The organism is Celeribacter sp. ULVN23_4 (assembly GCF_054788345.1).
Genome location: NZ_JBTVYO010000008.1, coordinates 62,630 through 85,406, shown reverse-complemented (window position 1 = coordinate 85,406; position 22,777 = coordinate 62,630). Strand labels below are relative to the sequence as shown.

General features: G+C 60.3%; 14 protein-coding genes. 11 read left to right on the top strand and 3 right to left on the bottom strand.

Annotated elements, in window-relative coordinates:
- Nucleotides 1-184: 184 nt before the first annotated feature.
- From ACYBHZ_RS16040 to ACYBHZ_RS16010, 7 genes are all read left to right on the top strand, one after another.
- A complete protein-coding gene (locus ACYBHZ_RS16040) occupies nucleotides 185-2,575 on the top strand; it encodes a glycogen/starch/alpha-glucan phosphorylase (protein WP_460275300.1) in 2,391 nt (796 codons plus the stop codon).
- 66 nt (nucleotides 2,576-2,641) lie between these two features.
- Nucleotides 2,642-4,846, top strand: coding sequence for a 1,4-alpha-glucan branching protein GlgB (gene glgB, locus ACYBHZ_RS16035; protein ID WP_460275299.1), 2,205 nt, complete (start codon nucleotides 2,642-2,644; stop codon nucleotides 4,844-4,846).
- Nucleotides 4,847-4,907: 61 nt separating this feature from the next.
- The gene (gene glgC / locus ACYBHZ_RS16030; protein WP_460275298.1) at nucleotides 4,908-6,170 is read left to right on the top strand and encodes a glucose-1-phosphate adenylyltransferase; all 1,263 of its coding nucleotides are present in this window, start codon (nucleotides 4,908-4,910) and stop codon (nucleotides 6,168-6,170) included.
- A gap of 11 nt (nucleotides 6,171-6,181) precedes the next feature.
- Nucleotides 6,182-7,645, top strand: a complete 1,464-nt coding sequence (gene glgA / locus ACYBHZ_RS16025) for a glycogen synthase GlgA (protein ID WP_460275297.1) — start codon at nucleotides 6,182-6,184, stop codon at nucleotides 7,643-7,645.
- Entirely contained in the window at nucleotides 7,642-9,732 is a 2,091-nt protein-coding gene (gene glgX / locus ACYBHZ_RS16020; RefSeq protein ID WP_460275296.1) for a glycogen debranching protein GlgX, read from the top strand. The genes glgA and glgX overlap by 4 nt, the downstream gene beginning before the upstream one ends.
- Complete coding sequence (gene malQ / locus ACYBHZ_RS16015) at nucleotides 9,725-11,587, top strand: 4-alpha-glucanotransferase (RefSeq protein WP_460275295.1); 1,863 nt, start codon at nucleotides 9,725-9,727, stop codon at nucleotides 11,585-11,587. The genes glgX and malQ overlap by 8 nt, the downstream gene beginning before the upstream one ends.
- A 17-nt stretch (nucleotides 11,588-11,604) precedes the next feature.
- On the top strand, nucleotides 11,605-13,236 hold the full coding sequence (locus tag ACYBHZ_RS16010) for an alpha-D-glucose phosphate-specific phosphoglucomutase (protein WP_460275294.1): 1,632 nt from the start codon (nucleotides 11,605-11,607) through the stop codon (nucleotides 13,234-13,236).
- 107 nt (nucleotides 13,237-13,343) lie between these two features.
- Here the strand turns inward: ACYBHZ_RS16010 and ACYBHZ_RS16005 are convergent, their stop codons facing one another.
- On the bottom strand, nucleotides 13,344-14,633 hold the full coding sequence (locus tag ACYBHZ_RS16005) for an Nramp family divalent metal transporter (RefSeq protein WP_460275293.1): 1,290 nt from the start codon (nucleotides 14,631-14,633) through the stop codon (nucleotides 13,344-13,346).
- A gap of 152 nt (nucleotides 14,634-14,785) precedes the next feature.
- Here ACYBHZ_RS16005 and mntR point away from each other — a divergent pair, with 152 nt between their 5' ends.
- Complete coding sequence (gene mntR / locus ACYBHZ_RS16000) at nucleotides 14,786-15,229, top strand: manganese-binding transcriptional regulator MntR (protein ID WP_460275407.1); 444 nt, start codon at nucleotides 14,786-14,788, stop codon at nucleotides 15,227-15,229.
- A gap of 83 nt (nucleotides 15,230-15,312) precedes the next feature.
- Here the strand turns inward: mntR and ACYBHZ_RS15995 are convergent, their stop codons facing one another.
- Nucleotides 15,313-18,420, bottom strand: a complete 3,108-nt coding sequence (locus ACYBHZ_RS15995) for an efflux RND transporter permease subunit (protein WP_460275292.1) — start codon at nucleotides 18,418-18,420, stop codon at nucleotides 15,313-15,315.
- Between the two features lie 20 nt (nucleotides 18,421-18,440).
- Nucleotides 18,441-19,604 (bottom strand): efflux RND transporter periplasmic adaptor subunit, encoded by a 1,164-nt coding sequence (locus ACYBHZ_RS15990; RefSeq protein ID WP_460275291.1) that lies wholly within the window; start codon nucleotides 19,602-19,604, stop codon nucleotides 18,441-18,443.
- 195 nt (nucleotides 19,605-19,799) lie between these two features.
- Between ACYBHZ_RS15990 and ACYBHZ_RS15985 the strand changes: the two genes are divergently transcribed.
- From ACYBHZ_RS15985 to eutC, 3 genes are all read left to right on the top strand, one after another.
- Nucleotides 19,800-20,519, top strand: a complete 720-nt coding sequence (locus ACYBHZ_RS15985; RefSeq protein WP_460275290.1) for a TetR/AcrR family transcriptional regulator — start codon at nucleotides 19,800-19,802, stop codon at nucleotides 20,517-20,519.
- A 104-nt stretch (nucleotides 20,520-20,623) separates the two neighbouring features.
- A complete protein-coding gene (locus ACYBHZ_RS15980) occupies nucleotides 20,624-22,006 on the top strand; it encodes an ethanolamine ammonia-lyase subunit EutB (RefSeq protein WP_460275289.1) in 1,383 nt (460 codons plus the stop codon).
- The gene (eutC, locus tag ACYBHZ_RS15975; RefSeq protein WP_460275288.1) at nucleotides 22,003-22,764 is read left to right on the top strand and encodes an ethanolamine ammonia-lyase subunit EutC; all 762 of its coding nucleotides are present in this window, start codon (nucleotides 22,003-22,005) and stop codon (nucleotides 22,762-22,764) included. The genes ACYBHZ_RS15980 and eutC overlap by 4 nt, the downstream gene beginning before the upstream one ends.
- The last annotated feature ends 13 nt before the right edge of the window (nucleotides 22,765-22,777 follow it).

The window sequence follows — 22,777 nt, the reverse complement described above, 5'->3', positions numbered from 1 at the left end:
CGCTCACAAGAATGTACTGCGTAAAACACTGGCATATTTCGCTCTTTTCGGGCTAGGAATGCTGCAGTGCAGCCATAATTTTGGGCTGTGCCTTGCCATAGGGATTCATAGAGTTTTAGCTGAATATGTATGATCTCCCTTTGTCATTAGTCCGATCCTCCCTCTAGTTTCCATAAGGTGACCCATGGCGCGAAAAGCCCGCACATCCTCCGAGTTCCGTGATGCTCTTCTCAAGCATCTCACTTACACCATGGGCAAAGATCCGGAGCATGCTCAGTTTTTCGACTGGCGGATGGCGCTGTCGCACGCAATTCGCGACCGGATGGTGGATCACTGGGTGGCCTCGACGCGCAAGACCTATGAGCGGGACGGCAAGCGGGTCTATTACCTCTCGATGGAATTCCTGATCGGGCGTCTTTTGGAAGACGGGATCGTCAATCTCGAAATGGTCGAAGAGGTCAAGGACGCGCTTGAAAGCTTTGGCATGGATATGCGCACGATCCTCGATGACGAACCGGATGCCGCGCTGGGCAATGGTGGGCTTGGTCGTCTGGCGGCCTGTTTCCTCGACAGTCTCTCCACCATCGGCTGTCCGGCTATGGGCTATGGCATTCGCTATGAGAATGGTCTGTTCAAACAGAGCTTTGTCGACGGGCGCCAGATGGAAAGTCCGGAGACCTGGCTACAGGAGCCGCACCCATGGGAGTTCGAGCGCCCCGAAGTGCGCTTCACCCTCGGGTTTGGCGGCGATGTGATTTACGAGAATGGCAAGACGCTCTGGCGTCCGGCGGAGCTTATTCAGGCGGAGGCGTTCGACACGCCGATCATCGGCTGGAAAGGCAAATGGGCCAACACGCTGCGGCTCTGGGCCGGGCGCGCTGTCGATCCGTTCGATCTTGGCCTGTTCAACTCCGGCGATTTTGCCGCTGCCGCCGAGCATGAGGCGCTGGCGCGGACGATTTCGCGCGTGCTTTACCCGGAAGACAGCAACGAGGCGGGCAAGGAACTGCGTCTCAAACAGGAGTTCTTCTTCTCCGCCGCGTCGATCCGCGACATCCTGCGCCGTTTTGACAGCAATCATGACAACATTCGCGATCTGCCGAACAAGGTCGCCATTCAGCTCAACGACACGCACCCGGCCATCGCCGGTCCGGAACTGCTCCGCATTCTGCATGACGAGCGCGGATTGTCCTTCGATGACTCGCTTGAGATCGTGCATGGCTGCATGAATTACACCAACCACACGCTTCTGCCTGAGGCCTTGGAACGTTGGGACGAACGGCTCTTCGGTCGCCTGCTGCCGCGCCATTTGGACATCATCAACCGCATCGATGACGCTCATTACAAAGCCAACCCGCATCGCACCCTGTCGGCCCGTTCGGACGGGCAGGTTAAAATGGGGGAGCTGTCTTTCATCGTCGCCAACCGTGTGAACGGCGTGTCTGCGCTGCACTCCGACCTGATGAAAAAGACCGTGTTCAAGGAATTGCACGAGCTGCACCCGGACCGGATCGTCAACGAGACCAATGGCGTCACCCCGCGCCGCTGGCTGCACAATTGCAACCCGGCGCTGTCTTCGCTGATCACCGACACGATCGGCGATGGCTGGGTCGATGATCTCGAACAATTGGAGAAACTTGAGCCTTCGATCAAGAAGAAATCCTGGATCAAACAGTTCGAAGCGGTCAAGGCGGACAACAAAAAGGCGCTGGTCGATTACGTGGCGCAGACGCATGGCGTGAAACTCAATGCCGACGCGATGTTCGATGTGCAGATCAAGCGCATGCATGAATACAAGCGCCAGCACCTCAATATCCTTGAGGCCATCGCGCATTGGCAGGAGATCAAAGACAATCCAAATGCCAACTGGACGCCGCGGGTGAAAATCTTCGCGGGCAAGGCGGCGCAGGGCTATCACTTCGCGAAGGACATCATTCGGCTGATCAACGATGTGTCGAAAGTCGTGAATGCCGATGCCGCGACGCGTGATTATCTGCAGGTCATTTTCCTGCCGAACTACAATGTCTCGCTGGCGGAGCGGCTGATCCCGGCCGCTGATCTGTCGGAACAAATTTCGACCGCAGGCAAGGAAGCCTCCGGCACGGGCAATATGAAATTCGCCCTCAACGGCGCGCTGACCGTCGGCACGCTCGATGGGGCGAACGTGGAAATCCGGGAACATGTCGGCGAGGAAAATTTCTTCCTCTTCGGGATGCTCGCCGATGAGGTGATGCAACGCCGGATGATTCCCGATCACGCGCAACAGGCAATCAACGCCGATCCGCGCCTCGGACGGGCGCTTCACGCCCTGCGCGACGGGACATTCTGCCCCGAAGATCCGGGCCGCTATGCGCATATCGCCGATAATTTGACATGGTCGGATTATTTCTTGGTCTGCTCAGACTTCACCGATTACTGGCGCGCCCAGCGTGAGGTCGATGCCGCCTATCAAAATCCGGAAAAATGGGCCGAAATGGCGGCTTTGAACGTCGCGCGATCGGGCTGGTTCTCCTCTGATCGCACAATTCGCGGTTATATGTGCGATATTTGGGGAGCTAAGAGCCTTCTTGCCTAAAAATCAAAGAGTTGATCAGGTCATAGAATCTCCTAAGCTCAGCCCAACCAAAGGAAAATCGCCCACATGCCCTCGCTGATTGAGAATGACTTCGCAGACCCCAAGGTGCTGACCCAGATCTGCGAGGGGCGCTATGACGATCCCTTCGCCATTCTCGGTCCGCACAAGATTGGTCGCGTGCGTCACGTCACGGTCTACGATCCGGGTGCGGAGGAAATGACGGCTCTGAGCGGTGGTAAACGCTATCCGCTCGGCCGGGTCGAAGGCTTCAAAGGCCTGTTCCACGGCAAGGTGTCGGGCACCAAACCCTATACCTGCGAAGGCAAGAGCGGCACGGAGCTTTGGACCGTCGATGATCCGTATCGTTTCGGTCCGGTTCTGGGCGAGATTGACGAATACCTTCTGGGCGAGGGCACCCATCACCACATCTGGAAGGCTTTGGGGGCGCATGTGATCGAGCATGAGGGCACCAAGGGCACGCATTTCGCGGTCTGGGCTCCGAATGCACGTCGGGTGTCTCTGGTTGGCGATTTCAACGCTTGGGACGGGCGGCGGCATGTGATGCGCCGTCGCGGCGCGACAGGTGTCTGGGAAATCTTCATGCCCGCTCTTGGCGAGGGCACGGCCTACAAGTTCGAAATTCTCGGCGCTTATGGCAATATTCACCTCAAGGCCGACCCGGTCGGTTTCGGCTCGGAACATCCGCCGCAGACCGCCTCCGTCGTGCGCGACATTACCGGCTATGGCTGGGGCGACAAAGCTTGGCTCGATACGCGCGAGAAATTGCAGGGCCGCGATCAGCCGATTTCGATCTACGAGGTGCAGCTTGGCTCTTGGCGTCACAAGGAAGACGAAAAGGGCGGGACGCGCCCGATTTCCTACAAGGAAGCCGCTGTCGAGCTTGTGGCATATGCCAAGGACATGGGCTTTACCCATATCGAACTGATGCCGATCTCCGAGTATCCGTTCGATGGCTCTTGGGGCTATCAGCCGATCGGTCTTTATGCGCCGACGATCCGCTTTGGCCCGCCGCATGAGTTCCGCGATCTGGTGAACGCGGCGCATGAGGCGGGACTCGGGGTTCTTGTGGACTGGGTGCCGGGGCATTTCCCGACGGACACCCATGGCCTCGCGCATTTCGATGGGACCGCACTCTATGAGCATGCCGATCCGCGCGAGGGGTTCCATCAGGACTGGAACACGCTGATCTACAACTACGGTCGCCACGAGGTCTCTAACTTCCTGACCTCGAACGCGCTCTATTGGCTCGAAGAATACCATATCGACGGGCTGCGCGTGGATGCTGTGGCCTCGATGATCTACCGCGATTATTCGCGCGAGGAAGGCCAGTGGATCCCCAATGTGATGGGGGGGCGCGAGAACCTTGAGGCCATCGCGATGCTTCAGAACATGAACACGCTGGCTTACGGCGAGATGCCGGGGGTGATGACCGTGGCCGAGGAAAGCACGGCCTATGCCGGTGTCTCTGCGCCGGTCGATAAGGGCGGTTTGGGCTTTGGCTTCAAATGGAACATGGGCTGGATGAACGACACGTTGGACTACATGTCCCGCGAGCCGATCCACCGCAAATACCACCACCACCAGATGACCTTTGGTCTGCACTACGCCTTCTCGGAGAATTTCATCCTGCCGATCAGCCATGACGAAGTGGTGCATGGCAAGTGTTCGATGCTCTCGAAAATGCCGGGCAATGAGTGGGAGAAATTCGCCAACCTGCGGGCCTATTACGGCTTTATGTGGGGCCATCCGGGCAAGAAGCTTTTGTTCATGGGACAAGAGTTTGGCCAATGGCAGGAGTGGAACCACGAGACGGAAATCGACTGGACCTGTCTCGTGTACACTATGCACGAGGGTGTTCAGCGCCTCGTGCGCGATCTTAACATGCTGTATCGCGAAACACCGGCGCTTTACGCCAAGGATTGCGAAGGCGACGGGTTCCAATGGATCGAGGCCAATGACGCTGAGGCATCGGTCTATGCCTGGGTTCGTCGTGGCCAGCCGGGTGACCCGGAAGTGGTCGTGGTCTGTAACTTCACCCCGGTGGAGCGGATGGGCTACAAACTTGGTTTCCCGTCGGAAGGCAAGTGGATCGAAGCGCTTAACAGTGATGCGGAGTGTTATGGCGGCGGCGGTCGCGGCAATCTGGGGGCGGCTCAGGCCAAGGCGGATGCCTGGCAGGGTCAGCCCGCTGCTGCTGTGATCACCCTGCCTCCGCTTTCGACTATGATTTTCATTAAAGACGACGCGTGATCGGAGGGCGGTCCTCCCGTGAGGGGGAAGGATCGCAGAGAACGCAGGAGAGAGGACAGAGATGCCACATACGAGGAACAGACTTGCGCCGCGCACAATGGCGTTCGTGCTGGCCGGCGGGCGCGGCTCGCGGCTGAAGGAATTGACCAACGATCGTGTGAAACCGGCCGTCTATTTCGGCGGCAAAAACCGGATTGTTGATTTTGCTCTCTCGAATGCATTGAACTCCGGTATCCGCAAAATGGCGATTGCGACGCAGTACAAGGCGCACTCCCTGATCCGCCACATCCAGCGCGGCTGGACCTTCTTTCGGGCGGAGCGCAACGAATTCCTCGACATTCTGCCAGCCTCGCAGCGTTATGAGGAAAGCACGTGGTATCGTGGCACCGCCGACGCCGTGGCGCAGAACATCGATATCATCGACAGCTATGACGTCGATTACATCCTGATCCTTGCGGGCGATCACATCTATAAGATGGATTACGAGATCATGATCCGCCAGCACGTGGACACCAACGCGGATGTCACCATCGGGTGCCTGACGGTGGATCGCAAAGAGGCGGCGGCTTTCGGGGTCATGGGCGTTGATGAAAGCGACCGGATCACCTCGTTCCTCGAAAAACCAGCCGATCCCCCCGCTATTCCGGGCGAACCGAACAAAGCGCTCGCCTCGATGGGCATCTATGTCTTCAACTGGAAATTCCTGCGCGAACGCCTGCTCGAAGATATGGAAGACCCGACCTCTTCGCACGATTTCGGCAATGACCTGATCCCGGAACTGGTGAAAAAGGGTAAGGCGCAGGCGCATCGGTTCACCGACAGCTGTGTCCGTCATCCCGATGCCGATGCCTATTGGCGCGATGTGGGGACGATTGACGCCTATTGGAAGGCCAATATCGATTTGACGGATTTCACCCCGGAGCTCGATCTTTGGGATCGCGAATGGCCGATTTGGACGTATTCCGAACTGACGCCGCCCGCCAAATTCATCCACGACCGACCGGACCGTCGGGGCTCCGCTGTGAGTTCTATGGTCTCCGGGGGCTGTATCATCTCCGGGACGGAAATCCGTGAAAGCTTGCTCTTCACCCATGTGACGACGAACTCCTATTCATCGTTGGAGCGCGCTGTGGTGCTGCCCAAGGCCAATATCGCCCGCCATTGCAGTCTGAAAAACGTGGTCATCGACCGCGGCGTGCAGGTGCCTGAAGGCCTCGTTGTCGGCGAGGATCCCGAGGTGGATGCCCGCTGGTTCCGGGTTTCTCCGGGTGGTGTAACCCTGATCACTCAGGATATGCTGGACAGGCGAGCACAAGGAATATGAGGAATACGTCTATGATCAAGGTTCTTTCGGTCACTTCGGAATGCGTACCGTTGATCAAGACCGGGGGCCTTGCCGATGTGGCAGGCTCTCTGCCGTCCGCTCTGGCCCCGCATGGGGTCGAGATGCGCACTCTGCTGCCCGGCTACCGTCAGGTGCTTGCCGCACAGCCCGACGCGGAGACTGTGTTCGAGGTCTGGGACTTGTTTGGCGGGTTCGCCCGCATCCGGCGTGGCACGCTGGGGGAGGGCAAAGAGGCCTCGCCGCTCTATATCCTCGACGCGCCGCATCTCTTTGACCGGGAGGGCAAGCCCTATAACGGTCCCGATGGCCATGATTGGTGGGACAATCCCCAGCGCTTTGCCGCGCTGTCTCTGGCCGCCGCGATGATCGCCGCGCACGGGATCGAACAATGGCACCCTGACGCGTTGCACCTGCATGATTGGCAGGCGGGTCTGACACCGATCTACCTGCGCGAATTGGGCGCGGCGGAGCGGGTCAAAACCCTGATGACCATCCACAACATCGCGTTCCAGGGCTGCTATGGCCAGGATATGATCCAAACCCTCGGCTTGCCGCCGCAGGGCTTTACTGAGAGCGGGTTTGAGTATTGGGGACAGGTCTCGACACTCAAGGCCGGGATCATGGCCTCGACCAAGGTCTCCACCGTGTCGCCGACCTATGCGCGCGAATTGATGGACGGTGCTTTCGGCATGGGGATGGAGGGTGTTCTCGCCTCCCGTGGCGCCGATTTCACTGGTATTCTGAATGGGATCGATCTCGATCTGTGGAAGCCCGGTTACAAATCGCCCAAGGGCAAGGAAAAGTTCAAAGCGGCCCTGCGCGAAGAATTGCACTTGCCGGAGAGCGACGGTCCGCTCTGTGTCGTGATCTCGCGCCTGACAGGGCAGAAAGGTTTCGACCTTTTGCTTGAAGCGTTGCCGACGCTGATTGAGCGCGGTGGGCAACTGGCGCTTCTGGGCTCAGGGGAGGGCTATTTTGAGAGCGCCTTCCGTGATGCCGCGATGAAATATGCGGGGGTCTCCGTGCGGATCGGTTATGACGAGGCCTTCGCCCGTCGCCTGATCGAAGGTGGCGACGCCATCCTCGTGCCGTCGCGTTTCGAGCCCTGTGGCCTGACGCAGCTGTACGGCTTGCGTTTTGGCACCATTCCGCTCGTATCCCTGACCGGCGGTCTCGCGGACACGATCATTCAGGCCAACCCGGCCGCTTTGTCGGCAGAGGTGGCGACCGGGCTGCAATTCACGCCGATCACCACCGAAGCTCTGAAAATGGCGATCAACCGCATGTGCGATCTCTTCGCCAAGCCGAAGCTTTGGCAGAAGATGATGAAGAACGCGATGGCGCAGCCTGTGGGCTGGGATACGTCTGCGGCGGCCTATGCTGATCTGTTCAAAGAGATGGTGGCCGGAGATCCTGAGACAGAAGTAGAGACTGAGGCGGACGCAGACGCATGAGTTCTCTGACGATCCTTGGCGGTCATGCCGCGCCCCTCGGGGCCACGTTCGATGGGGAAGGCGTCAATTTTGCCGTTTTCTCCGAACATGCCCGCCGGATCACGCTTTGCCTCTTTTCCCCGGATGGCCGGACGGAAACGCATCGGATCGACCTGCCGGAACGCGATGGCGATGTCTGGCACGGCTATGTGCCGGGGCTGCGTCCCGGACAGATGTACGGGTTGCGTGCCGATGGTCCCTATGCACCGCATGAGGGGCATCGTTTCAATTACAACAAGCTGCTGCTTGATCCCTATGCCAAACGGTTGACCAAGCATCCGGACTGGCATGATGCGCTGATGGGCTACCGCGTCGGGCATGCGGACGTGGATCTGTCTTTCGACCGTCGCGACAGCGCGCGCTATATGCCGCGCTGCGTGGTCGAGGATGTGTTGTTCGCTTGGGGGCGGGACAAGCCGCCGCGCCGTCCGACCTCGCAATCGGTGATCTACGAGGCCCATGTGAAAGGCATGACACAACTGCACCCGAATGTGCAGCACAAGGGCAAATTCCTCGGCCTCGCTTCCGACGCGATCCTCGATCACCTTGTGAAACTCGGCGTCACGGCGATTGAACTTTTACCAGCGCAAGCCTTTCTCAATGATCGTTTTCTCATCGAGAAAAATCTGGTGAACTATTGGGGGTACCAGACCCTTGGCTTTTTTGCGCCCGATCCGCGCTACCTCGCGCATGATCAGATTGCCGAGTTCCAGCACATGGTCGCGCGTCTGCATTCCGCCAATATCGAAGTGATCATGGATGTGGTCTACAACCACTCCTGCGAGGGCAATGAACTTGGCCCGACGCTGTCCTTCCGTGGCCTTGACAATCGCAGCTACTACCGTCTCGCCGACGATCCGCGCTATTACATCAACGACACCGGCACCGGGAATACGCTCAACATCGATCACCCGATGGTGCTCCGCATGGTGCTCGACAGCCTCAGGTACTGGGTCGAGGAGATGCATGTCGATGGCTTCCGGTTTGATCTTTGCACCACGCTCGGACGCACGCCCACGGGCTTTGACCGGGGCGCGAGCTTCTTTGATGCGATCCGCCAAGACCCTGTGTTGACCAAAGTGAAACTGATCGCGGAACCGTGGGACATCGGCCCCGGCGGGTATCGTGTTGGGGGCTTCCCGCCGCCCTTCCTTGAATGGAACGACAAATTCCGCGACGGTATCCGGCGCTTCTGGCGCGGTGATGCAGGCCATGTGGCGGTGCTCGCCGACCGGATCACCGGATCGGCGCTGCAATTCGACCATTCTGGTCGCCCGGCCACCACTTCCGTCAATTTCGTCACCGCCCATGACGGGTTCACCCTCATGGATGTGGTCAGCTATTCGCAGAAACACAATGAGGCCAATGGCGAGGACAACCGCGATGGCCACAATGACAACGCGTCGAGCAACATGGGCGTCGAAGGCCCGAGCGACGATGCTGATATCATCGCGGCCCGGGCGCAGCGACGGCGCAACCTTTTGGCGACGGTGATGTTCTCGCAAGGCACGCCGATGCTTCTGGCGGGCGACGAGCTTGGCAACAGCCAGATGGGCAACAACAACGCTTATTGTCAGGACAATGAGATCGGCTGGATCGATTGGTCCGACTATGACGCGGATTTCCTCGACTTCGTCCGTCGCCTGATCGCCTTCCGGCGCGAACACCCGATCCTGCGGCAAAAGCGTTTCTTGCATGCGCGCGAACGGATCGTTGATGGGCTCGAAGACCTGTTCTGGTGGCGGCCCGACGGGCGGCCGATGCAGGATCACGACTGGGGCGCGCCCGATCTCAAGACGCTTTGCGTCGAGATGCGGATCGCCTCCGGTACGCCGGTCTATGCGCAACGCGAAGAGGCGCTGTTCCTGATTTTCAACCGCGGCAACGATATCGAGGTCAAACTGCCGAACTGTGCCGAGGGACGGCGCTGGCGGCTCTGGATTGACACGGGGCGGCCGGAGATCGACGGCAAGGTGATGACGAAACCCACGGTGTTTGCTGGCGGGGAAACGACGCTGGTTCTGGAGCTGGAGGCTTACAATGACTGATTTACGGCTCCAGCTTGCCTACGAGCGCGGCATCTACGCGGATTACTACGACCAGATGGGTGTGCATCACGAGACCACGGTCGAGACGGCGGTTGCCTTGCTCGCGGCGATGGGGATCGAGGCCGCGACCGAAGAGGAGGCGCGCCTCCATCTCGAACAGGGCGACGGGGTTTTGCCATGGGATGTGGTCTGCGAGGCGGACACTGCGCCATGGGTCGATATTGGCGACGCCAAGTGGGAACTGATCCTGGAGAGCGGCGAGATGATCGAGGGGCAGGGCGCTCAACTCCCGGAACTGCCTTTGGGTATTCACAAGCTCATCGCTTCGCTGCCACACGGGCCGCAGCGCATCACGCTTTTGGCCGCCCCCGCGCATATCCCTCTGCCGGAGCGTGGCTGGGGCATGACCGTACCGCTCTACGCGCTCGCGGAAAAGGGCATCGGCAGCTACGATGATCTCATGCCTTTGGTGCAAAGCCTTGGTGCGAAAGGCGCGGGGTTTGTCGGTATGAACCCGGTCCATGCCGGTTTTCCCTCAGAACCGGGCATGTTCAGCCCTTATTCTCCGTCGCATCGTCGCCGTCTCAATGTGGCCTATCTGGCTACGGCGACTGGGCGGGGGGGCAGACTTGTAGGGTATAAGAATGCTGTGAGAAATCGGTTGCGTCGTCTGCGCCAGACGTTTGATGCGAAACCGCCAGCTCCCGCGTTTCTTGCTTATGTGGCATCTGAAGGTCCGGCGCTCGAAACCTTTGCCCTGCATCAGGCTTTGTCTGAGCGTCATGGCCCGTTCTGGGGCGATTGGCCGGAAGAGTTCCAAGACCCCGAAAGCGAGGCCTGTGTGGCCGCGCGCTCGGAGTTGAGGGAAGAAATCCTGTTCTGGTCCTGGCTGCAATGGAAAGCCGAGGAGGCTCTGAGTGAGGTGCAGGAAGAGGCGAAAGCCTCCGGCATGGCGCATGGTATCTATCTCGATCTTGCGGTCGGCACCCATCCGCATGGCGCGGAAACATGGGAGGATCGCGAGGTTTTCGCTCTGGGCGCATCTCTCGGCGCGCCGCCCGACGCGTTTTCCGCAGAGGGGCAGAACTGGGGCCTTGCGCCGTTCAATCCGATCACGCTGCGGGACCGCTCCTATGCGCCTCTCGCGGAAACCTTTGCCCGTCAGCTCCGCGTGTCCGGGATGCTGCGGATCGATCACATCCTCGGCTTTGAGCGCACCTTCTGGGTGCCGCAGGACGCGCCGGGGTCTTACGTTGCCATGCCGCGGGATGCGATGTTGGCCGTGGCCCGGATCGAGGCCGTACGGAACGGCGGCATCATCGTTGGTGAAGATCTCGGCAATATTCCCGACGGTCTGCGCGAGGCCTTGAGCACCTCTGGTGTGCTGGGCTGTCGCGTCGCGATGTTCGAGCGCTGGAATTGGGACGATCCCGAGTTCAAAGCGCCGGAGGCCTATGACGAAGCGGCGCTGGCGTCGTTCTCCACCCATGACCTGCCCACATGGCTGGGCTGGCGCGCGGGGGCGGAGATCGCGGCGCGCAAGGACACAGGCAGCATCGATGCCGCGCAGATGGCCGAGGGCATGGCGCATCGTGTGCGTGAAGTCGAAGCCTTCGACAGACTTCTGCCGGGCACAGACCAGGATGATCTGCACGAATTTCTGGCCCGCACCCCCTCGCGACTTGTCGCGGTGCAAGCCGAGGTGATTCTTGATATGGTGGACCAGCAAAACCTGCCGGGCACCACCGACGAGTACCCCAACTGGCGCATTCGCCTGCCGGGCGGGGGTGAGGCTTTGGCCTCCCATGAGAAACTTGAGCGCGTTGCACAGATTATGCGCCGAAACGACCGATGAGAGAGGAAGACGACACGATGACCCGCACTGTGGTTGCTACGACACCGATTGAAGGCCAAAAACCCGGCACCTCGGGCTTGCGCAAAAAGACCCCTGTCTTCATGCAACCGCACTATTTGGAGAATTTCGTCCAATCGATCTTCAACGCCACCGGTGGCGCAGAGGGGAAGACCTATGTGCTGGGCGGTGATGGACGCTATTTCAACGACCGGGCGGCGCAGGTGATCCTGCGTATGGCAGCGGCCAACGGCGCGAAAAAGGTCATCGTCGGCGTGAACGCTCTGCTTTCGACACCTGCCGCCTCGAACCTCATCCGCAAACGCAAGACCGATGGCGGCATCATCATGTCAGCCTCCCACAATCCGGGCGGTCCGACCGAGGATTTCGGGGTCAAGTTCAACAGCGAGAATGGCGGGCCGGCTCCGGAAGGCGTAACCAACCGGATTTACGATGAGACGCAGGGTCTCAGCGAGTATTTCATCTGCGAAAGCCATGATCCGGATCTCTCCGAACCCGGTGTGACCACGCTTTACGGCATGGAGATCGAGGTCGTGGACCCGGTCGCGGATTACCATCTGATGATGGAAGAGATTTTCGACTTCGAGGCGATCCGTGCGCTGTTTGCCTCCGGCTTCACGATGCGGTTTGACGCCATGCACGCGGTCACCGGCCCCTACGCCAAAGCGATCCTCGAAGGCTCCCTCGGCGCGCCGGAAGGGACAGTGCTCAACGCAGTGCCGTCCCCTGATTTCGGTGGTGGTCACCCAGACCCGAACCCGATCTGGGCCAAGCCGCTCATGGACCTTATGTTCTCCGGCGATGCCCCCGATTTCGGTGCGGCGTCTGACGGTGACGGGGATCGCAACATGATCGTGGGCAAGAACGCCTATGTCACCCCCTCCGACAGCCTCGCCGTGCTGGCCGCCAATGCCACTCTGGTGCCGGGCTATAAGGACGGTCTGAAAGGCGTTGCGCGCTCCATGCCGACGTCTCGGGCGCTGGATCGTGTGGCCGATGCGCTTGGCATCGGCTGTTATGAAACTCCGACCGGCTGGAAATTCTTCGGCAACCTCTTGGACGCGGGCCGCGCGACGCTCTGCGGTGAAGAGAGCGCGGGCACCGGCTCTGACCACGTGCGTGAGAAAGACGGGCTTTGGGCCGTGCTCTTCTGGCTCAACGTCTTGGCGGCGCGCGAGCAGAGCGTGGCGGAGATCATGGCCGATCACTGGGCCAAATATGGGCGCAACTACTATTCGCGCCACGATTTCGAAGCGGTGGACAGCGATGCGGCCAACGGTCTGATGCAGGCGCTGCGCACCCGCCTGCCGAACCTGCCGGGTCGTGAGGTCGAGGGCATGGTGATCGAGGCGGCGGACGAGTTCGCTTATGACGATCCCGTCGACGGGTCTCGCTCCGAAGGGCAGGGCATCCGTATCATGTTCAATGGCGGCGGACGGATCGTGTTCCGCCTGTCTGGGACCGGAACCGAGGGGGCGACGCTCCGGGTTTATCTTGAGAAAGTGGAAACCAATGCGGCAGCGCTTCAGGACAACCCGCAGAATGCGCTTTCCGGCATTGCGGCGGCGGCCGACAGCCTTGCGGAAATCCGCGGGCGCACCGGGCGCAACGCGCCTGATGTCATCACCTGAGCGCAATGCGCTCGACGTCATTACCCGAGCGCAATGCGCCTGATGTCATCATCTAATTCGAATGACTTGAAATGAAAAAGGCCGGGAATTTCCCCGGCCTTTTGCGTTTACCCCTCAAGGAAGGGGATCGGGATGCCGAAGGCTCCGGCCAAGAGGATGAAGTTCAGGCTCAAAACCGCAATCGCCCCGAGAATGGCGAGCATGCGGATCAGCGGCGACACCGCGAACACGCCCATGATGTCCTTGCGGGCGACAAAGATGATCAGCGCGATCATAGGCACGGGCAAGGCTATGGAGAGAATCACCTGCGACACCACAAGGGCCTGCGTTGCGTTGATGCCCATGGCGACCACGATGAAGGCCGGGACCATGGTGATCAGGCGGCGAAGCCAGATCGGGATGCGGATGTGGAGAAAACCTTGCATGATCATCTGGCCCGCCATGGTCCCGACGACCGAGGAGGACACACCTGAAGCAATGAGAGACGTGAGGAAGATCGCCGCCGCCGCACCGCCCAAGAGGGGCGTCAGCGTGTGATAAGCGGTCTCGATCTCTGACACCTCAGAGTGGCCTTGGTGAAAGGCGCTCGCGGCCATCATCACCATCGCCATATTGACCATGCCTGCGACGGCGAGGGCCAGAACGACTTCGGTGTTGGAAAAACTCACGAGTTTGCGCCGGTCATTGTCATCGCGCGGGGCCGCGCGGGACTGGGTCAGGCCGGAGTGCAGATAGATCGCATGCGGCATGACCGTTGCCCCGATGATACCCACGGCGATGGTCAAAGCTGCCGTGTCGGGCAGGTCGGGGGTGATGAGGCCGAGCCCCGTGGATTGCCAGTCAATCGGCGCGATCAGGATTTCGGCGAGATAACACAGGCCGATCACCCCGACCAAAGCGCCGATGATAAGCTCCATAGGGCGGAACCCGTGGCCTTCGAACAGCAGGATTCCATAGGTCACGATGGCGGTGATCGCCATGCCGACGATCAGTGGCAGATTGAACAGAAGCGACAGACCGATGGCGCCGCCGAGAAACTCGGCAAGGTCGGTGGCCATCGCGGCAATCTCGCTGACGAACCACATGACAAGGACCACAGGTTTCGAGAAGTGATCGCGCGACAGTTCGGCAAGGTTCTTGCCCGTGACGATGCCAAGCCGGGCGGAAAGCGCCTGAAACAGCATGGCGATGAGGTTGGCGAGAAGCACGACCCAGAGGAGCGTGTAGCCATAGCCAGCCCCTGCCTGAATGTTGGTCGCGTAATTGCCGGGATCCATATAGGCGACGGAAGCGATGATGGCGGGACCGGCAAAGAGCAGGCGGGCGCGCAGCCCGTGGCGTTCGCCGCGAAGGACGGCGGCAATGCCTGTGCGGGTGGTGTTGGTCAGATCGAGCATTGGGGAAGGACTGCTCCGGTTTGGTCGCACGTGGCGACTCGGTATAATGACTTTTGTTTGATTTATAGCCATTGCTATATTTCTTGCAAAACACAAATTATTGTGCAGGTATGTTTTAACGGTCTTGCTGGCACCGGGATCGTAGTTTGACTATATCTTCGGCAAAAAAGGAGGCGCGCATGACGGACATGGAGGGGCAGGCCCCCGAACGCTTTGCCCGCGCGCGCGAGGCGCAATCGGTCGCCTTGCTCGAAGATTATGTTGAAATGATTGGCGATTTGATCGCGGAACTGGGGGAGGCGCGGGTCGCCGATATCGCCGAGCGCATGGGGGTCGCCCAACCGACTGCCACCAAAGCCGTGGCCCGTCTCAAACGCGAAGGCCTTGCGACATCGCGGCCCTATCGCGGAGTGTTTCTCACGGAGGAGGGCGCCGATCTCGCGGACCGTGTGCGGGCGCGTCATCGCACCGTGGTGGCGCTTTTGGTCGCGGTCGGGGTGCCTGAGGACGTTGCGGAACTTGATGCGGAAGGCATCGAGCATCACGTCTCGGACGAGGCGCTGGCGGCCTTTGAGGTGTTCTTGAAAACCCGCTGAGAGGATCAGCGCATCTGATACGAAAAATACGAAAAAGGCCGGGCAATACGACGCCCGGCCTTTTCTGTTTTATGTGAGGCGGATCAGGCCGCTTTCTTTTTGCGACCGAAGAGTTTGTAGATGATCACAAAGAACAGCGGCACGAAGAGAATGCCGAGAACGGTCCCGGTGATGGTCCCGCCGAGAACAGCAGCGCCCACGGCGGTCCGACCACCGGCACCCGCGCCATGCGACAGCACCAGAGGCACAACGCCGAGCGAGAAGGCCATGGAGGTCATGACGATCGGGCGGAAACGCTGTTTCGCAGCAGTCAGTACGGCCTCAATGATGTCTTTGCCTGCATCCACCTGTTCGCGGGCAAACTCGACGATCAGAATGGCGTTTTTCCCGGTCAGACCGATCACGGTCAGAAGACCCACTTGGAAGAACACACCGTTCTGGAAGCCGAAGTGCCATGCGGTGAACAGCGTCCCGAGAATACCGACCGGCATGACAAGCATGACGGAGATCGGGATCGCCCAGCTCTCATAAAGTGCTGCGAGACAGAAGAAGATCGCCGCCAGAGAGAGCAGGTAGAGCATCGGCGCTTGCGAACCGCTTTCGCGTTCCTCAAGCGACAGGCCGGTCCATGCGACGGAGTACCCGCCCGGGATCTGGCTGACGATTTTTTCGATCTCGGCCATGGCTTCACCGGTGGAGATACCTGCAGCGGGGGAGCCTTGGATCTGCATTGAGGGTGTGCCGTTGTAGCGGTTCAGGCCCTGCGGACCGTTTTCCCACCGGGCGGTGGTGAATTCGGAGAAGGGCACCAGTTCACCCGACGAGTTGCGCACCCGCCATTTTTGCAAATCGGCAGGCGTGGCCCGGCTTTCCGGTTCGCCTTGGACATAGACGCGTTTGGTGCGGCCATTGTCGTTGAAGTCGTTGACGTAGGAGCCAGCCATCGCGATGGACAGCGTGGTGCCGACATCATCCGGATCAATCCCCATCGCCCCGGCAGCACGCCAGTCGATGTCGAGTTTGAACTGGGTCGCGTCCTCAAGACCTGACGGGCGCACAGATGCGATCAGCGGGCTTTGCGAGGCCATGCCCAAAAGCATGTTACGCGCTTCCAGAAGCTGCTCGTGAGTTTGGCCAGCCTGCGCCTGCAGGTAGAAGTCAAAGCCGGAGACGTTGCCAAGCTCGATCACCGCAGGCGGCACGATCGGGAAAGCCATGGCTTCCTTGATCCCCATGAAGGCCGGGAAAGCGCGGCCCGCGATGGCTTGCACCGATTGCGCAGGAGAGGGGCGTTCGTCCCAGTCCTTCATTCTCACAAAGGCCAGACCGTTGTTCTGCCCGGCCCCGGCAAAGGAGAAGCCCACGACCGAGAACACGCCATCCACGCTATCGCTTTCATTCGCGGTGAAGTACTCGCGGATTTGTGTGTTGGCGGCTTGGGTGTTGGAGGCTGTGGAACCCGCCGGACCTTGAACGAGGGTCATCATGATGCCCTGATCTTCATCGGGCAAGAACCCGGTCGGGGTTTGCATGAAGAGCCACACGATGCCGCCGCCCATCAGGGCATAGATCGCCAGCATCCGAATCGGACGACGCACGATATAGCCAACCGTGCCGCCATAGCCGCCGGACAGCTTTTCGAACGCGCGGTTGAACCAGCCGAACGGCCCGCGACGGACGTGATTGACATCCTTGGCGCGCAGGATCGTTGCACAAAGCGCAGGCGTCAGGGTCAGAGCCACAATAACGGACAACAGCATGGCCGAGACGATGGTGACGGAGAACTGACGGTAGATCACGCCGGTAGAGCCGCCGAAGAAGGCCATCGGCACGAACACGGCAGAGAGCACCAGAGCGATCCCGATCAGGGCGCCGGTGATCTGGTCCATGGATTTGCGCGTCGCTTCGCGCGGGCTGAGCCCTTCTTCTTCCATAATTCGCTCGACGTTCTCCACCACGACGATGGCGTCATCGACCAAGAGACCGATGGCCAGCACAAGAGCGAGCATCGTGAGCACGTTGATCGTAAAGCCAAAGGCCGCGAGGATCGCGAACGTCCCCATGATGACGACCGGAACCGCAAGCGTCGGAATAAGCGTCGCCCGGATATTTTGCAGGAACAGAAGCATCACGAAGAACACCAGAACGATGGCTTCCATCAGCGTTTTCTGCACCTCGTGGATCGAGATTTCGATGAACGGCGTGGTGTCGTATGGGATGATGTAGGTCATGCCTTCGGGGAAGTATTGGGCATAATTCTCGACAAGGGTACGCACCCGTTTCGACGTCTCAAGCGCGTTTGCGCCCGGCGCGAGCTGGATCGCCATGCCGGAGGCTGGCTGGCCATTGTATTCGGAGATGATCGAATAATCCTGTGCGCCGACTTCAACCTTTGCGACATCTTCCAGAAGCACCAGCCCGCCGTCGGATTCCGAGCGCAGAATGATGTTGCGGAAGTCGTCCGGCGTTTTCAGCAGGGATTGCGCCGAGATCGTGGCGGTGAAAGCTTGTCCGTCAGGGGCCGGGAGCGAGCCGAAAGACCCAGCCGAAATTTGCGCGTTGTAGCCGGAGACAGCCGACACCACGTCAGAGGGTGTCATATCAAAAGCGGCAAGTTTCGACGGATCGAGCCAGACCCGCATGGCGTATTTCGCACCGAAAACCTGCGTGCCGCCCACGCCTTCAATTCGGCTGAACGGGTCAACAAGATAGGTGTTGAGATAATCGGCGAGGTCGGATTGGTCCATGCTGCCATTCTCGGAGATCACGCCGATCACCATGAGGTAGCCAGAGGAGCTTTTCTGAACCGTCACACCCTGCTGTTGCACGGCCTCGGGCAAAAGCGCCGTGGCCTGGGACAGCTTGTTCTGTACTTGCACTTGCGCGATGTCCGGGTCGGTCCCCGTGGCGAAGGTCAGCGTGATAGACGCCGCCCCGGCTGAGGTCGAGGAAGAGGACATGTAGCGCATGCCGTCTAGCCCGGTCATCTGTTGTTCGATGACCTGCGTGACGGTGTTTGCGACAGTCTCAGCCGAAGCGCCGGGGTAGGTGGTGCGGATCGACACCGAGGGAGGCGCGATCTCGGGGTATTGCGCCACCGGCAGAGTGAAGATCGACAATAGGCCGATCCCCATGATCAAGATGGAAATCACCCATGCGAAGACCGGGCGGTCGATGAAAAAGCGAGCCATTCAATTGGTCCTTTCGCCGCTCAGTTGTTGGCCGGAGCCGCTTGGGCCGGGGCGTCAGCCCCTTGCTCTTGCGGTGTCACCGTGGCGCCAGCAGCCGTTTTTTGCAAACCGGCGACAATCACACGGTCGCCGGCAGCAACGCCGCCCGTGACCACCCAGTTGGCGCCCTGATCGCTGACCACGTCGAGGATGCGCTGTTCCACAACATTGTCGGAGTTGACCACCAGAGTCATCGGGCGACCGCGACGGTCGCGTGTCACCGCTTCCTGCGGCACAAGGAGGGCACCGGGAACAATCCCTTGCGGCATCTCAACCTGGACATACATGCCCGGCAGCAGGAAGTGGTCAGGGTTCGGGAAAGAGAGGCGCAGCGCGATCGTTCCGGTGTCTTCGTTCACATAGGGTTCGGCGGCGGACAGCTCGCCCTTGAACTCATAGGTGCTGCCGTCGGTCAGCGTGAGCGAGACAGTCTGGCCGATCTCTTCGGAGAATTCCGCATCGCTCCCCATACGGCGCCAGCGCAACATGTCCGCTGCGGATTGCGTCACGTCCACATAGACCGGGTCGAGCGAGCGGATTGTCGTCAGCGCGGTGGATTGCCCGGACGTCACGAGCGCCCCCTGCGTCACTTCACTGAAGCCGATGGAGCCGGAGATCGGGGCGAGCACCTTGGTGCGTTCAAGGTCGATGTTGGCCGACAGCAGGTTTGCTTCCGCAACTTTCACAGCGGCCTCGGCGGAATCGCGATCAGCGATGGCGCTGTCGAGGTTTTGCTGGGCGACAACATTGCGCGTTTTAAGCTCTTGCTGACGGTTGTATTCGATCTCAGCTGATTTCATCGCTGCTTTCGCTTGTGCGAGGCTCGCCTCGGCAGCAGCTTTCGCTGCTTCATAGGTTGCCGCGTCGATCTGGTAGAGCGGATCGCCCTCCGTGACCATGCTGCCTTCCTCGAAGAGGCGCTTTTGAATGATGCCACCAACCTGCGGGCGGACTTCTGCCTCGGCAGATGCGGCGACGCGACCGGGCAGCGGGCTGCTCATGGTTACGTCGCCAGCGCTCAGCGTGACCACGGTGACAGCGGTGGGAGGCGGTGCGTTTTGGGCCAGTGCAGGCTGGCTTGCCATCAGGGCAAGCGCGAGAAGTGCAGCGGTCCGGCGAGGCAGGACAGGGCGTGGGCTGGGCATTGAAGTCTCCGGCAAAACAGACCCCGGACCGGAGTGGTCGGGGAGAGGGGTTTTGTTGGCGCAAGGCGCGGTGGTTCGAGCAAGTTCCGGTCGTGTGCGTAGGAACATGGCTTGAATTTTGATTAAAGAAACCCGATAGTTTTGTAAAGCGCGCGGGATGTGCGCATTCGATCATGGAGTTGTGGACCTTCGCAGATGACCAAAAATGAGGCAGATAAGTTGAGCGGTGCCCCGAGCGTCGTCTCGGAGGCCGCATCACAAGAGGATTCCCGGCGTCGACGCGGGCGTCCGGTTCAGATGGATTTCTCCGACCGGGAAGCGGTAATCTTGGATTCGACCCATGATCTGATGATGGAGCATGGCTTTGATCGGGTGACCATGGCGGCCATCGCCCGGCGCGCCGGGATGTCCAAACGCACGCTCTATGCGCATTTTGAAAGTCAGGAAGAATTGCTTGGCCGCGTCATTTCGCGAGTAAGCGCGACGATGTTTCAGCCTGTGCCCGAAGAGGAGCAGAACAGACCCTTTGACGAACGTCTGGACTTGCTGCTGACCTTTAACAAGCCGCCGGTGTCTGGCCGACAAAAGCTTGAATTCCTGCGTACAATCGTCGCGCGGGCACAGACCTATCCAGCGCTCGCGCGCGGCTTGGTGTATAATGGGCGTGGCCGCCTGACCGGCTATGTCTGCGATGAGATTCTGCGCGAGATCGCGGCAGGGCGACTTAAACTCGCGCCGGAGCAGGCTGAACTCTCCGCCGATCTTCTGGTTAGCATGGCCTTCGGTGATCCTCTGGCGTGTTTGCTTGATCCAGATTTTGCGGAACCGACTCCTGACATGCTGGCCGAGCGTCGCAAGCTTGCAATCCGATTGTTCCTCGAAGGCTGTGCTGCGAAAATGGGCGAGGGCGCCTGATTTGCAGGCAGGGCGCAGCAGTCCGGCTCGCGAATGTCGAAAATTCGGGCCTTCACCACGTGCCACGCTAAGGTCGCCTGACACGACACGAACAGGACCGCAACATGTCTGCCTACAGATGCACGCTCGGAGGTGAGCTGTTTCAATTTTCCTCCCTCGCGGAGGTGATGGCCAAGGCCACACCCGCCCGTTCGGGGGACGCTTTGGCCGGGTTGATTGCCGAGAGCGATGTGGAGCGTGTGGCGGCGCAGAGCGTTCTCGCCGATCTGCCTTTGAAGGCCTTCCTCGAAGAGCTTTTGATTCCCTATGAAGACGATGAGGTCACACGCCTGATCGTCGACAGTCACGACGCCGCAGCCTTCGCGCCGATCTCGCATATGACTGTCGGGCAGTTCCGTGACTGGCTCCTCTCCGATGTGGCGACCACTGCAGCGCTCAAGGCGCTCGCCCCCGGCCTCATGCCGGAAATGGCGGCGGCTGTGTCCAAACTCATGCGCAATCGTGACCTGATCGCTGTGGCGCGCAAAATCACCGTGGTGACGGCGTTTCGCTCGACCTTGGGGCTCGAAGGCCGCATTGGTTCCCGACTGCAGCCCAACCATCCGCAGGACGACTTGAAAGGCATCGTCGCCTCGACCCTCGACGGCTTGTCCTATGCGGTGGGGGACGCGGTGATCGGCATCAATCCGGCGACCGACAACATCCCAACCGCGATGACGCTGATCTCCATGCTCGATGATCTGCGCGCCCGTTACGACATTCCCACGCAAAGCTGTGTGCTGACCCATGTGACCAACTCGATCGAGATCATCAATCGCGGTGCGCCGCTCGATCTTGTGTTCCAGTCCGTCGCGGGGACCGAGGCGGCGAATGAAGGGTTTGGCGTCACCCTGTCGATCCTCAAGGAATCCCATGAGGCGGCCCTGTCGCTGAACCGTGGTACGGTCGGCAGGAACGTGATGTATTTCGAAACCGGGCAGGGCTCCGCGCTCTCCGCCGACGCCCACCACGGGGTCGACCAGCAAACCGTCGAGGCCCGCGCCTACGCCGTGTGCCGCGCTTTCGATCCGCTGATCGTCAACACGGTCGTGGGCTTCATCGGGCCGGAATATCTTTATGACGGCAAGGAGATCATCCGCGCCGGGCTTGAGGATGTGTTCTGCGGCAAGCTCCTCGGCCTTCCGATGGGTTGCGACGTCTGTTACACCAACCATGCCGAGGCGGATCAGAACGACATGGACGTTCTGATGACGCTTCTCGCCAACGCCCGCGCCCAATTCCTGATCGGCGTGCCGGGGGCGGACGACATCATGTTGAATTACCAAAGCCTTTCCTTCCACGACATCGCTTACCTGCGCAATTCTCTGGGCCTCAAGGCGGCGCCGGAGTTCGAGGCTTGGCTTGAAGCGATGGGCCTTGTGAATGAGGCCGGACATCTTCTCGACAGCAGCGCCGGCGCGCAGCGGCTTTTGGAGGCGGCGCAATGAGTGATGTGGTGAACGACAAATGGGCCAAACTGCGCGCGGCAACCCCGGCGCGCATCGGATTGGGGCGCAACGGGGCGGGGCTGCCGACCGGGGCCAATCTGGAGTTCCAGTTCGCCCATGCCCGCGCGCGCGACGCGGTGCATTCTGCGCTCGATCTCGATGCGCTGGAAACCGAGCTGTCGTCGTTTGAGGTGATCCGCGTCGCCTCTGCTGCGTCTGATCGTGCCAGCTACCTGCGCCGCCCGGATCTTGGCCGCAAACTCGCGGCGGGCGAGGCTGACAAGCTCAATGCCCGGACGCCCTGCGATGTCGCCTTTGTCATCGCCGATGGCCTGTCCTCCGCCGCCGTGCAGGCCCATGCCGCCGCCGTGGTTCACGCCGCCAGCGCCAAGCTCGAAGGTCTGACCCTCGGTCCCGTCGTCGTCGCCACCCAAGCTCGTGTTGCCATCGGGGATGAAATCGGCGCGACTTTGGGCGCGCGTCTGGTCGTGCTCTTGGTCGGTGAGCGTCCCGGCCTGACCGTCGCCGACAGTCTCGGTGCCTATCTGACCTATGGCCCTCGACCGGGGCTCAAGGACAGCGCCCGCAACTGTCTTTCGAACATTCACGGCAAGGGTGGCATGTCCTATGAGCAGGCGGCGGGCAAGATCGCTTGGCTTACTCGTGAGGCCCTTAAACGTGGGCTCACGGGCACCGGCCTCAAAGAAGAAAGCGGGGCACTAGAACAAGAAAACGCCCCGCTGATCGACGGGGCGTAATCCAAACTTTTCA